The sequence below is a fragment of the Prochlorococcus sp. G5PB11 genome (genome assembly GCF_059772425.1).
In genome coordinates this window covers 193,623-206,573 of sequence record NZ_CM186287.1, presented here as the reverse complement: position 1 = coordinate 206,573, position 12,951 = coordinate 193,623, and the positions used below count along the sequence as shown (strand labels likewise).

The window sequence follows — 12,951 nt, the reverse complement described above, 5'->3', positions numbered from 1 at the left end:
TATTTATTAATAAATATAGCTATATTAGCTTTATGACTTTAGAATTTAAATAAATAGTACTTTACATTGACATTGTTAAGAATATTCTTCTCACTACTAATACTTTTTTTTCTATTTGTAAATCCAGTATATTCTGCGAGGGATACTGATAGTTATGATGGAAATATATATCCAATTTATGCTGGCAACGGATCATTAGTTCCACCATCAAGCACATTATCAGAATCATTAAAGAACGAAAGAACCAGTGTTTTAGTTTTCTATCTAGACGATAGTGCTGTTAGTAAACAATATGCACCAGTAGTCTCAGGTATTAAATTGTTGTGGAGTTCATCTGTTGATTTAATTCCTCTATCAATTGACGAATTAGACAATGATGATCAAAAAACTTTCAAGGATCCTGGTTATTACTGGCATGGAAAGATACCTCAAACTGTGATTATTGACGGAAAAGGTAATGTTCTCCTAGACGAAGAGGGGCAAGTTTCGTTCGAAGACATTAACAATGCAATAACCAGAGGGACAGGTCTAAAGAAACCTGATTTTGATCTAACAGTCAAAAGCTTTAACGAATATAATAGCGAGCCTTCTAAAGATGGTTACACCAGCCCTAGAGGCAGCTAAAATGAAATAGGGTAACTAAATATTTTTATTTAAATTATCAAATATCTTTCTTAAAAAATGTTATCAAACTATCTTTTTCTCATAATAATAACGTTTCTTTTGATCGAAATAAATCATTATTTCAGACAAAATTCGCCCTTAGTTCTGAAACCGAAAGAATTCAAAAGAATTATACAAGATTCTTCACAAAAATATATTGCCTGGGTTGAGATTAAGAATTTGCATAAAAGAATGGAGGTTATGATTCCTTCTTTAGAAGTTAATCCTCAGTTAATAGGTATATCAAAAAACGAGATAATAAAGATTAATACAAATATCATACCTCTTCACCCTGATGAAGAAGAGGAGCAAAAAAATGACTACTGGTCTGCATATATAATAAAAAGTCAAAAATCAACATTTATCAGAATTGAAGTTGAATTTGAAATTGAGGATTCTGCAATTGAGAATCTCAAATGTTTATGGATTGATATTGAATGGGGTAATTATGGACCATTCGGTTTTTTTAAAAAATTTGATGGTTTCGTCTTACCTAATTATATAGACTCACATAAAGAAATTTGCTCTAATAGTAATTTAGTTGATCCAATTAAAACTCATATTCTTGGTACTTTAGATGATCCTATTAGCATATTAAAATCCTATATACCTAAAAATTATCTAGCTACAGATATTCTTACAATTGGAGAATCACCCTTAGCGATTATGCAAGGGAAATATATAGACTATAGGAACATAAATACAAGTCTGCTTTCAAGGTTACTTTGCAAAGGATTTCACCCAACTAGCAGCTTAGCAAGTGCATGCGGAATGCAAACCCTAATAAATATTTCTAGTCCAAGTCGGATAATAATTTCGTGGTTAATAGCAGGAATATTAAAATTTTTTGGCTTTAAAGGTATGTTTTATCGTTTAGCAGGTGAACAAGCAAGATTGATTGATGACATTACAGGTACTACACCACCCTATGATAAAAGTATAGTTTTAGGACCTAAAGATACAAAGACCTTTTGTATCGAAGCCTCAAGAGAATTATGCATTGATGTGGCTGTTGTAGATGTAAATGATCTAGGAAGGGTTAAAATCTTATCAACAAATAATATTGAAAATACTAAAATAATCAAAAAAGCACTAACATCCAACCCAGCTGGCAATGCTAACCAACAAACTCCAATAGTAATGATCAGAACAGAAGAAATAATTTCGAAGTCACATGATAATTAAAAATATAATAAAATAGTTAAATGCAAAAAGATGAAGCTTTACCTTCAGATTTATTAATCGAGCCACTTCAGCTCAAGCATTTATCAATGCTTAAGGCAGAAAATAATTCTAAATACCTCGGTGTATTTCAAATACTATTGTGCAAAAAATGGTTTTCTTTATTAGAATCAAATCTCACAAATTTAATACCAACTAGAAACTCAAAATGCATTGTCGCAGTTGAAAGAAACAATATAATTGCATATATTTTAGCAACTCCAATTAACAGAAGAGGTACATGTTGGTCTATTTCAGAACCATACTTTATCGGAGAATCAATATCATATAGTCGTTATAATCTATTACAGAGTCTACTACGAAAAGTTCTCTATGAATGCAATATTAATACACAAAGTTTTTTAATTTCTATAAATACAAATGACAATCAGAATTTATCAGTAATAAGACAATCGGGATTTCAGCCCTTAAGAATAATAAATTATTGGAAGAAAAAAGAAAGTACAAAATACCAAAAGAACGAAACCATAGATAATTTTATCTGGGAAAAACTAACAGAAGAGAATAGTCAACAAATATGGAGACTTGAACAAGCCAGAGAGTCAATCAACTTTCGTTCAATATTTGATAGGCAATGGCAAGATATTTACGAAAAAAGGAATAATTTAACTTGTGTTATTAAGTCTAAAGAAAATAATGTTATCGCAGGATTAATACCATCTATATGCCCTAAACATGAATACACACTAGAATTGATTAGAGGGTTGGCATGGGATGAAAGACTCAATCAATCAATTCCACAAAGAATTAATAATATAAAAATTGGCAAAAATAAATGTTATATAGAAACAACAAGTGAAGATAAAAAGTTAATTGAAATATTAAGTAGAAGCAATTGGGAAATAACAGAAGAGCGAGTCCTTCTTGGAAGAAGTGTATGGAAGAGACAAAATGGATACAAATTAAAGTCTCTAGAAACTGAACTAATAAATAGTCTTGTTGGAAATTTACAACAACAACCTGAACTACCCTCAACCATTCAAATTGGGAAAAACAAATGATTAAGCCAAATCCTTGTTCGGTTTTAAGTCTTGATATTGGAAATAAAAGAATAGGTGTTGCGGGTTGTGATTCACTTGGGATATCAATAACTCATCTCCCTGCAATTTTCAGAAGAAGCTTTGAAGAAGATCTTAGAGAATTCTCGAAGATATGCTCCAACCGAAAAGTTAAAGGTCTCATTATTGGGAATCCTCTTGATATGCACGGCAAAGAGACTAATCAATCTTTTCGATGTAAAAAATATGGGATTAAATTAGCGAAATTCCTAAAACTTCCTGTGGCTTTTATAAATGAACATTGCTCAACCGTCGAGGCTAAAGAGAAATTCTCAATGAAATCAGACAAAACAGGGAGAATAGACAGTGCTGCTGCCGCTATACTTTTACAACAATGGCTTGTTGAGGGACCTGAACTAGATGACTCAAATTAAATTTTGAATATGATGTAAAAATCACTATCAAATAAAACAAAATACTGACTAATACATCTCACCTATGTCAACCACAAATAAAAACGACGAAGTACCTACACTTTTAGTTAAAGATTCTCAAGGTTCGGATCTCTTATGTTTTCTTGAACAAGTAGTTCCTCTAGAAGGTAATGAATATGCACTGTTAACACCTGTAGACACTCCTGTATCTCTTTTTCAATTAATTGATGATCAAGATCCAAAGCTAATCGAGACAATTGAAAAGAATGAACCAATACTCGAGGTAGCTGATGTTGTCCTTCAAGAACATGATCTTAGACTTGTTCGCTCAGCTATCACCCTTACAGTCTCAGGCGAACTAGATGAGCCAGAACCAGAAGAAATTGAAGAAGAGGACATTGATGATGAGTCAGAAACCTATGAACTTCTTGTAAATTTTAGAGTGGAGAACAATGAATATGGTCTATACATACCGCTTGATCCTTTCTTCATAGTTGGGAAACTAGAAGAGGGTGAAATAAAGCTTGTTGAAGGCGAAGAGTTTGACAAGATACAATCTGGAATTGAAGCTGAACTTGAGGAGAGGGGATTATCAGAATAAAAATACAAAAATTACTTAACCCCCGTTGGAAAGTAAACGATAAAATTTCAAAGATTTCGATAAATGAATTGTTATCGAAAAATGTAAAAGCATTAATACTTGATGTAGATGGAACATTAACCTCTGGAAAAACACCAGTAGTTTCAAATGAAATAAAAAATTGGGTGAGAAACTCTAAGAAGTTTTTTAATACGTATTTATTCAGCAATAACCCCTCTAGAAGTAGAATCAAACAAATTGCTGATCAATTAGATTTAGAATTCACACATTCAGGAGGAAAACCAAGTAAAAAAAAATTAAAGAAGATTTTAGATACAATTCCTTATTCAACAAATGAAATAGCAATTATTGGAGATAGAGTTTTTACAGATATTTTGGTAGGCAACAGATTAGGAATGTATACAATATTAGTAGATTCAGTAGATTATTATGGAAAAAAAATTGAGAGAAATAAATTTCAATCAATAGAAAGATTTTTAGCTAAAATTATAACTGGAGATTTGATATGACAACTTGGGTAATAAAGATTGGGACAAGCCTTTTAAGAGGAGGCGATAAATATACAACTTTTGACATCATTAATGATTATTGTTCATACATATCAAGAGCACAAAAAAATGGGGATAAAATTATATTGGTCTCAAGTGGTGCTGTAGGTCTCGGATGTCAAAAAATGAACTTCAAGTTAAGACCTAAAGAAATTATTTCTCTCCAGGCTTCTGCAGCAATAGGACAACTTCATTTAATGGCTTTGTATGAAAAGGGCATGAGTAGGTTTGGATATAAAGTTGCACAAATACTATTAACCAGGTCAGAATTGGGTTCAAGAAATAGTTATAAATCTGCCTCGAATACACTAAAAAGATTGATTGAATGGGATGTTATACCAATAATAAATGAAAATGATATTACCTCAGATGAAGAGTTGAAATATGGAGATAATGACACTTTATCTGCATTAGTGGCAACAGCCATATCTGCCGATCAACTAATATTGTTAACTGATATCGATCATCTTTACTCCTCTGATCCAAAAAAAAATAGCAAAGCCAAGCCTATTAAAGATATTAATAATTCAACTGAATTAAATCAATTAGAGCTAGCAAATGTACAAACATCTTGGGGAACCGGAGGAATAAAAACAAAACTAACTGCGGCAAAGATAGCCACTGAAAGCGGGATAAAAGTTCAATTAGCAGATGGTAGAGATCCAAAAACATTAGGTGAATTACTTAATGGAAAAAACATAGGAACTGTTTTCCACCCTCATCCCAATCCAATAGGAAATAGAAAAAGTTGGTTATCACATGCGATCAAACCAGTAGGAGAAATTCATCTAGATGATGGTGCAAGTGAAGCCATCAAAAATAACGGAGCTTCACTCCTACTAGTTGGAGTGAAAAAAGTTAATGGGAATTTTATTTCTAATCAACCTGTAAAAGTTATCAACACCAAAGGAGAAGAAATTGCTAAGGGGATTTGCTCAATGAGCAGTGATGCTATAAAAATAGGAATCAAATCTAAATCCAAAGCAACAGGATCTCCTCTTGTTATTCACAGAGATGTTCTGGTTCTGACCAGTGAATAACTCAAATAAAAATAGTAACTTTCACTCCCCAATTAAATTATGCAATTCAAGGAAATTGTCGAAAATCTGAAGCAAGGTCAATCCGGTGTGGTTGACTTTAAGATTCAAAATAATCCAGTTATTTTAAATGCAGCTTCTTTAGAAAAAGCCGAGAAAAATGACATCAGTTTTCTAGACAACAATAGTCCCATAAATCTTAGGAATCTCATCAAGACTTCAAAAGCCTCTGCTCTATTACTACCAGCAAACGATACTTATATTGTTGAAATAGCAAAGAAGATCTCAGTTGATTGGATAATACTTAAAGAGCCCAAGATTGCTTTTGCTGAAACATTAGACTTTCTTTATCCTTCTGAGATAAAAAGTGAAGGCATACATCAAAGTGCAGTCATCGGAGAGAATGTAAAAATCGGTGTGGATGTTTCAATCGGAGCTAATACTTACATTGGAGATAATACAGAAATTGGGGACGAGACTTTTATTCATCCAGGCGTTGTTGTCTATAAAAACGTAAGCATTGGTGCTAAGAATTTAATTCACGCAAATAGTGTTATTCATTCTGGATCTAAAATTGGAAACGAATGTGTAATTAATGCTAATGCCGTTATTGGTGGTGAAGGTTTTGGATTCGTGCCAACATCAAATGGATGGAAAAAAATGCCTCAAGTGGGAAAAGTTATTTTAAGAAACAAAGTAGAAGTTGGTAGTGGGTCAACAATTGATAGACCTTCAGTAGGAGAAACCATAATTGGTGAAGATACAAAAATTGATAACCTAGTTCAAATTGGTCACGGAGTATCAACCGGTAAGGGATGTGCTATGGCTGCCCAAGTAGGTATTGCTGGAGGAGCTCAGATTGGAGACGCAGTAATCCTTGCTGGACAAGTAGGAGTAGGTAATAAAGTCAAAATCGGAGATAGAGTTATAGCCAGCTCAAAAACAGGAATCGTATCTGATATTGAGACTGGAAAAGTTGTTAGTGGATTCCCAGCTATTCCAAATAAACTATGGCTAAGGTGCTCTGCTAGTTTCAAAAAACTACCTGAGATAGCAAAAACCATTCGTAAATTAGATCGAAAAAACTCCAGGTAAGTTTTTCCTTTAATTAACATGAAAAAATGAAGTCTTACAAAATAACATTATTGCCAGGCGATGGAATTGGTCCAGAGATAACTAACGTCACTCATAAAATCCTTGACCTTGTCTCCAGGAAATTTGGTTTTGGGCTCAAATTCAAAGAAATGCCTTTTGGTGGATCGGCTATAAGTTCAGAGGGTGTTCCCTTTCCAGATATAACCCTTCAAGAATGTAAAAACTCTGATGCTGTTTTATTAGCAGCTATAGGAGACCCAAAGTATGACAAATTGCCAAGGGAGAAAAGACCTGAGACAGGTTTACTTAATCTCAGATCTTCTTTAGATCTTTTCGCAAATATAAGACCAGTGAAAATAATTCCCTCCTTAACAAAAGCAAGTAGCTTAAAAGAGGAGTTTGTTAAAGAAGTTGATCTAGTAGTAGTTAGAGAACTTACCAGCGGGATTTACTTTGGTGAACCAAAAGGAAGGATAAAAACAGAAAAGGGAGAAAGGGCATTTAATACGATGACCTATACCTCAGATGAGGTCCATCGAATAGCAGAAATTGCTTTTAAATTGGCCAAACAAAGAAATTACAAAGTTTGTTCAGTCGATAAAGCTAATGTTCTAGATGTAAGTCAGTTATGGAGAGATGAAACAATATTGGTATCTAAAAATTACAAAGAAGTAGAGCTAACTCATCAATATGTGGATAATGCAGCGATGCAACTTGTTAGAAATCCAAGCCAATTTGATGTGATGCTTACAAGCAATTTATTTGGGGACATTCTTAGCGACATTGCAGCCATGCTTACTGGATCAATTGGCATGCTTCCCTCTGCGTCGTTAACCACTAATGGTCCAGGTGTCTTTGAACCTGTTCATGGTTCAGCTCCTGACATAGCAGGGAAAGACATAGCTAATCCAATAGCAATGCTTTTATCAGCTGCAATGATGTTAAAAATTGCCTTTAATGAAACAAAAGCAGGGAATTATTTAGAAAATGCAATTAACGAGCTTCTGACTGAGGGTTATAGAACTTCCGACTTGATGAGCAATGAGACAGCAAAACAGGTTAGTTGTTCCCAAATGGGGGAACTTTTAGCAAAAAAATTAAAATAATTAATTCACAAATTTAAAAACTCTTTGAATAGATTCCCTTTGATGGTCAGTCGACCTGTAAAAATAAAAAGTCAATACATAAGCGTCGATGTCAAAGCTTCACCCAGTAGTAGCTGTAACTGGTTCATCAGGTGCAGGAACAAGCACAGTTAAAAGAGCTTTTGAGCATATCTTTGCTCGCGAAAAGATTGTTCCTGCAGTTGTTGAAGGAGATAGTTATCACCGTTTCGAAAGAATGCCTATGAAGAAGGCAATGTCTGAGGCACTTTCAAGGGGTGAAAACTTTTCACATTTTGGACCAGAGGCAAATTTATTCGATAAATTGGAAGACCTGTTTAGTCAATATGGCAAAACTGGTGGAGGCCAGAAAAGATATTATTTGCATAGCCCTGAAGAGGCAGATGAGCATAACACTCGTTTAGGAACCAAATTAGATCCAGGCCAATTTACTCCCTGGGAAGACATTCCAACAGGAACAGACCTATTATTTTACGAGGGTCTCCATGGTGGCGTTGTAGGAAAAGATTATGATGTAGCATCATTTGCTGATTTACTTGTTGGTGTAGTACCAATTACAAATCTAGAGTGGATACAAAAAATTCACCGAGATAATGCAGAAAGGGGTTACTCAGCCGAGACGATCGTTGATACGATTCTGAGAAGAATGCCTGATTACATTAATCACATATGTCCCCAATTTAGTCGTACAGATATTAACTTCCAAAGAGTTCCGACAATTGATACGTCAAACCCATTTATTTGCAGAAACATTCCTACACCTGACGAAAGTTTTGTAATTATTCATTTCAGAAAAGGTTCAAGGGAAAAATGGGGAATTGACTTCCAATACTTATTAGGAATGATACACGATTCATTCATGTCAAGTCCCACAAGTATTGTTGTTAACGGAGGAAAAATGGGATTTGCGATGGAACTTATTCTTACACCTATTATTCATAAAATGATAGAAGAGAAAAAAGCTGCAGGATAACAAATCAAATCAATTTAAGTTAATCAAACAAAGTATAATAGATAATGCTAATAAATAATCTTGATTAGTATATTATTTACTTTTATACTTTTATATTTCTTGTCTTCTATTTCTATAGAAGACAAAAATACACTACTAATAAGTGAAAATAAACTAATATTATTCTCTATTTCAGGTATTCTTTATTTGTTATGCATTGGCATAACAAATAAAGGGATAGATATTAAGTGGTTATTAATAAATAATTCTTTATCAATGATTATTATCTTTCTAATTATGTATTTTATCAGTTGTATAAGTTATAAGATTTTAGGAGTAAATTCATTAGGGATGGGTGATATAAAACTTTCTTCTTTTAGTACAATATGGCTTGGTATTGAATTGAGTTTTTTATCATTATGCATTTCATTCATACTCTCAGCTATATATAGCTTGAGTGGAAAACTTACAAAAAGATTTGAGCCATTACAACAGTATCCTTTTGCACCATTCCTCTCAATTGGGATATTTTGCTCTTGGATTATAGATAAGTTTTAAACTTTCTAATACCTTTAGTGGGACTTAGGGTACTAAATTAAATTCAATCACTAAAAAGCTGTGTCATTATTCGACTGGTTTGCTGATAGAAGAAAAGGGCAATTTGTTGGCAAAGTAACTCAGGAATCTGAAGAAAGTGATGGACTATGGGAAAAATGTCCAGAATGTGGACAAGTTGTTTATAGAAAAGATTTAATAGATAATTGCAGTGTCTGTAGCAACTGCAATCACCACAATCGGATAGATAGCGAAGAGAGAATAAGACTAATCACTGATCCATGCACATTTAAATCAATCAATAATCATATAACTCCCGTTGATCCTCTCGGGTTTAAAGATCGAAGAGCTTACGCAGACAGGCTGAGAGAAAGTCAAGCAAGTACTGGACTCAAAGATGGTGTACTGACAGGTACATGCGAGGTAGATTCTATTCCCATGGCATTAGCCGTAATGGATTTCAGGTTCATGGGTGGTTCAATGGGATCTGTTGTGGGAGAGAAAATTACACGGCTCATAGAACATTCAACCAAAGAAAAATTACCATTACTAATTGTTTGTGCATCTGGTGGTGCTCGAATGCAAGAAGGGATGCTAAGCCTGATGCAAATGGCAAAGATTTCAGGAGCACTAGAAAGACATAGAGATGCTCAATTGCTTTATATGCCTTTACTTACCCATCCCACCACTGGGGGAGTTACCGCTAGTTTTGCCATGCTTGGAGATTTAATCCTTGCTGAGCCAAAAGCACTGATTGGATTTGCAGGGAGAAGAGTAATTGAACAAACATTGAGAGAAAAACTGCCTGATAATTTCCAAACCGCAGAATATCTTCAAGATCATGGCTTCGTAGATACCATCGTACCTAGAACAGAACTTAAAGAAACTTTGGCAAAGATACTTCGACTACATAAGACAAAAAAAGCAAAATTACAAACTAATGGTTAAAACACATCAAAAAATAAAAAATAAAATTGATTTTCTCTTGAAAACATTAGTGATAATGTTAATAATTTTATTCAATAAAACAAATATAGTATACGGAGCCAATATTAATTGGATTGAAGTGAGTAAAACGCCTACAGGAGAACAATATTTAGATAGAGACAATATTCATATTAAAGGAAAAGAAATAATAGAATTAACCACAAAATACCTAAAAATAGATCCTTCTTCGTCAAAGGAAATAGAAGAGAATATTTATATAATGGACATCAATTGTTTAACTAATAAATTTAAAGATGTTTCAGTTAATGGTAAAAAGAAATTAACCGCAAAATGGGAAGACCCCAACGGGGATAAACTACTTGATGATGTGATTTCATATGGATGCGAAAATGCTTAAACTCATTAATTATTTAAAAGAATGATCAATTCAGATCATCCTCTCCGCATAGCTATTGCAGGACTAGGTTTCGGTGAAAGTGTTCATATTCCTGCATCATTGTCTAATAAGAATATAGAGCTAGTGGGGTTGTGGCATCCTCGGCCAGAAAGGCTTAAAGAAGCATGCAATAAGAACAATCTTCGTGCTTATGAGACCTGGGAAGATCTAGTCAATGATTCCGAAATAGATGGAATAATAATAGCTACGCCACCAGCCCCCAGATATGAGCTGGCACTTGAGGCAATTAAAGCTGGAAAACATCTTTTATTAGAAAAGCCAACTTGCTTAAACTCTAACGAGGTAAAAGAGCTTCAAAGAAATGCGCTCCAAAGAAATCTAAAAATAGCTGTCGATTACGAATATCGAGCGGTTCCTCTGTTCATGCAAGCAAAGCGAATGATTAACGATAAAAAATTAGATGAACCTTATTTTGTAAAACTAGATTGGCTAATGAGTAGTAGAGCCAACCCCGAGAGGCCATGGAATTGGTATTCAGATAAAGATTCTGGTGGAGGGGTCTTGGGCGCTTTAGGTACCCATGCTTTTGACATGATTCATTGGCTTATTGGTCCAACTCATTCTTTGAGCGCAATAAATTCAACTTCAATCAAAGAGAGAGTTTGTACAAAATCAAAAACCACTAGGAAAGTGACAAGTGAAGATGTAAGTATATCTCAACTACAAATAAAAAGTATTAATAATAATTTGATTCCAGTCCAGATAAATCTCTCTGCAGTTACAAAACAAAGCAGGGGTTTTAGTCTGGAAATATATGGGAGTAATGGAACTCTTGTGCTTAGCAGCGACAACCAAAAAGATTATGTCCATGGATTTGGTTTGTGGTACTCAAACAAAGGAGAAGTTCTTAAAAATATTCAACCAGATTCAGATCTTTCCTTTTCAAAAACTTGGACTGATGGACGAATTGCTCCAGTAGCAAGAATACAAAGCTGGTGGGCTCAAAGCATAAAAGACGGTACACCTGTTATCCCAGGCTTAGCTGAGGGATTAGCCAGCCAAAAAGTTTGCGACAAGGTCCAAGAATCAAACTCAATAGGTATGAAGCTTGAAATCAATTAAAGAAATTCACCAAAAAAACAAAAAACAATTTTTTAGGTGTAATAAGCCACAAAAAGGGCCGTTGATATGGAATAATCTTAAGGAAATTTTTGTTGCATAAATGGCACTCTCGTACTACGCAGAAGAACTAAAGAAAACAGCAAGTGCCATAGCCCAGCCAGGCAAAGGGATTCTTGCTGTTGACGAATCAACCAAAACAGTAGGGAAAAGACTTGCTTCAATAGGTGTTGAGAACACTGAGGACAATAGAAAAGCATATAGAGGTATGCTTTTCACCACAGAAGGTCTTGGAAACTTCATAAGTGGAGCAATTCTTTTTGAAGAGACTCTTTTCCAGAACCATCCAGATGGTGAGCCAATGGTTAAAAAACTTGAGAAGCTTGGAATAATCCCAGGAATCAAGGTTGATAAAGGTCTAAGACCATTAGCTGGTGGACACGATGTAGAAACTTTTTGTTCAGGTTTAGACGGCCTTGTTGAAAGAGCTGCTGATTATTACGAACAAGGTGCAAGATTTGCTAAGTGGAGAGCTGTGCTTCAAATTACAGATGATGGTTGTCCTTCTAAACTTTCTATAAGAGAAAATGCTTGGGGGTTAGCAAGATACGCTAGATCAGTACAAGAATCTGGATTGGTCCCAATTATTGAACCAGAAATCCTTATGGATGGTTCACATTCAATCGAAAAGACAGCAGCAGTTCAAGAAGAAGTAATTAAAGAGGTTTATTTGGCTTGCCAGGTTAACGGTGTACTTCTTGAAGGAACTCTTCTAAAGCCATCCATGACAGTGCAGGGTGCTGACAGCTCAACAAAAGCTGATCCACAACAAGTTGCTGAAATGACAATCCGCACAATGGAACGCTGTGTACCAGCGAGTGTCCCTGGGATTACTTTCCTTTCAGGTGGCTTGAGCGAGGAAGCTGCATCAGTTTATTTAAATCTGATGAATAAAATCGAGAGAAAAGCTAAGTGGAATGTTTCATTCTCATATGGTCGTGCATTACAACATTCATGTCTAAAAGCATGGAAAGGTTCAAATACTGCTGATGGACAAAAAGCACTTATAGCAAGAGCTCAAGCAAACTCTGAGGCATCAAAAGGATTATATGTTGCTGGTTCTCAGCCTTCTTCTGACGAACAACTATTTGTAGCGGGATACAAGTACTAAGCAAAAGGCTAATAAAAAGCTGCTATCACTCGTTTGATAGCAGCTTTTTTAATGCCTTGATTTATAA

At 34.5% G+C, this 12,951-nt stretch carries 15 protein-coding genes; all 15 read left to right on the top strand.

What is annotated here, in order from left to right:
- Positions 1-66: 66 nt before the first annotated feature.
- The 15 genes from AC6EI0_RS01050 (at position 67) to AC6EI0_RS00980 (ending at position 12,884) form a co-directional block, all read left to right on the top strand.
- On the top strand, positions 67-624 hold the full coding sequence (locus tag AC6EI0_RS01050; RefSeq protein ID WP_498522684.1) for a thylakoid membrane photosystem I accumulation factor: 558 nt from the start codon (positions 67-69) through the stop codon (positions 622-624).
- A 57-nt stretch (positions 625-681) separates the two neighbouring features.
- The gene (locus tag AC6EI0_RS01045) at positions 682-1,848 is read left to right on the top strand and encodes a hypothetical protein (RefSeq protein WP_498522683.1); all 1,167 of its coding nucleotides are present in this window, start codon (positions 682-684) and stop codon (positions 1,846-1,848) included.
- Positions 1,849-1,868: 20 nt separating this feature from the next.
- The gene (locus tag AC6EI0_RS01040) at positions 1,869-2,906 is read left to right on the top strand and encodes a hypothetical protein (protein ID WP_498522682.1); all 1,038 of its coding nucleotides are present in this window, start codon (positions 1,869-1,871) and stop codon (positions 2,904-2,906) included.
- A complete protein-coding gene (gene ruvX / locus AC6EI0_RS01035; protein ID WP_498522681.1) occupies positions 2,903-3,337 on the top strand; it encodes a Holliday junction resolvase RuvX in 435 nt (144 codons plus the stop codon). The genes AC6EI0_RS01040 and ruvX overlap by 4 nt, the downstream gene beginning before the upstream one ends.
- A 64-nt stretch (positions 3,338-3,401) precedes the next feature.
- A complete protein-coding gene (locus AC6EI0_RS01030; protein WP_498507107.1) occupies positions 3,402-3,938 on the top strand; it encodes a DUF3727 domain-containing protein in 537 nt (178 codons plus the stop codon).
- A complete protein-coding gene (locus AC6EI0_RS01025) occupies positions 3,926-4,447 on the top strand; it encodes a YqeG family HAD IIIA-type phosphatase (protein WP_498523480.1) in 522 nt (173 codons plus the stop codon). Before AC6EI0_RS01030 ends, AC6EI0_RS01025 begins: the two co-directional genes overlap by 13 nt.
- The gene (proB, locus tag AC6EI0_RS01020) at positions 4,444-5,526 is read left to right on the top strand and encodes a glutamate 5-kinase (protein ID WP_498522680.1); all 1,083 of its coding nucleotides are present in this window, start codon (positions 4,444-4,446) and stop codon (positions 5,524-5,526) included. Before AC6EI0_RS01025 ends, proB begins: the two co-directional genes overlap by 4 nt.
- Before the next feature lie 39 nt (positions 5,527-5,565).
- Complete coding sequence (gene lpxD / locus AC6EI0_RS01015; RefSeq protein WP_498522679.1) at positions 5,566-6,618, top strand: UDP-3-O-(3-hydroxymyristoyl)glucosamine N-acyltransferase; 1,053 nt, start codon at positions 5,566-5,568, stop codon at positions 6,616-6,618.
- A 26-nt stretch (positions 6,619-6,644) separates the two neighbouring features.
- On the top strand, positions 6,645-7,724 hold the full coding sequence (leuB, locus tag AC6EI0_RS01010) for a 3-isopropylmalate dehydrogenase (protein ID WP_498522678.1): 1,080 nt from the start codon (positions 6,645-6,647) through the stop codon (positions 7,722-7,724).
- An 88-nt stretch (positions 7,725-7,812) separates the two neighbouring features.
- A complete protein-coding gene (locus tag AC6EI0_RS01005) occupies positions 7,813-8,715 on the top strand; it encodes a phosphoribulokinase (protein WP_498522677.1) in 903 nt (300 codons plus the stop codon).
- Positions 8,716-8,814: 99 nt separating this feature from the next.
- Positions 8,815-9,252 (top strand): prepilin peptidase, encoded by a 438-nt coding sequence (locus tag AC6EI0_RS01000; RefSeq protein ID WP_498522676.1) that lies wholly within the window; start codon positions 8,815-8,817, stop codon positions 9,250-9,252.
- A 60-nt stretch (positions 9,253-9,312) separates the two neighbouring features.
- Complete coding sequence (accD, locus tag AC6EI0_RS00995) at positions 9,313-10,197, top strand: acetyl-CoA carboxylase, carboxyltransferase subunit beta (RefSeq protein WP_498522675.1); 885 nt, start codon at positions 9,313-9,315, stop codon at positions 10,195-10,197.
- 118 nt (positions 10,198-10,315) lie between these two features.
- Positions 10,316-10,594, top strand: a complete 279-nt coding sequence (locus tag AC6EI0_RS00990) for a hypothetical protein (RefSeq protein ID WP_498522674.1) — start codon at positions 10,316-10,318, stop codon at positions 10,592-10,594.
- A gap of 21 nt (positions 10,595-10,615) precedes the next feature.
- The gene (locus tag AC6EI0_RS00985) at positions 10,616-11,716 is read left to right on the top strand and encodes a Gfo/Idh/MocA family protein (RefSeq protein ID WP_498522673.1); all 1,101 of its coding nucleotides are present in this window, start codon (positions 10,616-10,618) and stop codon (positions 11,714-11,716) included.
- Positions 11,717-11,816: 100 nt separating this feature from the next.
- Positions 11,817-12,884: a class I fructose-bisphosphate aldolase gene (locus AC6EI0_RS00980; RefSeq protein ID WP_498522672.1), complete on the top strand. Its 1,068-nt coding sequence runs from the start codon at positions 11,817-11,819 to the stop codon at positions 12,882-12,884.
- The last annotated feature ends 67 nt before the right edge of the window (positions 12,885-12,951 follow it).

What these genes read in the sequence shown, in the direction of transcription:
- AC6EI0_RS01045 (WP_498522683.1), top strand. Translation starts at nt 682, where the DNA reads ATGTTATCAAACTATCTTTTTCTCATAATAATAACGTTTCTTTTGATC.
- AC6EI0_RS01040 (WP_498522682.1), top strand. Translation starts at nt 1,869, where the DNA reads ATGCAAAAAGATGAAGCTTTACCTTCAGATTTATTAATCGAGCCACTT.
- ruvX (WP_498522681.1), top strand. Translation starts at nt 2,903, where the DNA reads ATGATTAAGCCAAATCCTTGTTCGGTTTTAAGTCTTGATATTGGAAAT.
- AC6EI0_RS01030 (WP_498507107.1), top strand. Translation starts at nt 3,402, where the DNA reads ATGTCAACCACAAATAAAAACGACGAAGTACCTACACTTTTAGTTAAA.
- proB (WP_498522680.1), top strand. Translation starts at nt 4,444, where the DNA reads ATGACAACTTGGGTAATAAAGATTGGGACAAGCCTTTTAAGAGGAGGC.
- lpxD (WP_498522679.1), top strand. Translation starts at nt 5,566, where the DNA reads ATGCAATTCAAGGAAATTGTCGAAAATCTGAAGCAAGGTCAATCCGGT.
- leuB (WP_498522678.1), top strand. Translation starts at nt 6,645, where the DNA reads ATGAAGTCTTACAAAATAACATTATTGCCAGGCGATGGAATTGGTCCA.
- AC6EI0_RS01005 (WP_498522677.1), top strand. Translation starts at nt 7,813, where the DNA reads ATGTCAAAGCTTCACCCAGTAGTAGCTGTAACTGGTTCATCAGGTGCA.
- AC6EI0_RS00985 (WP_498522673.1), top strand. Translation starts at nt 10,616, where the DNA reads ATGATCAATTCAGATCATCCTCTCCGCATAGCTATTGCAGGACTAGGT.
- AC6EI0_RS00980 (WP_498522672.1), top strand. Translation starts at nt 11,817, where the DNA reads ATGGCACTCTCGTACTACGCAGAAGAACTAAAGAAAACAGCAAGTGCC.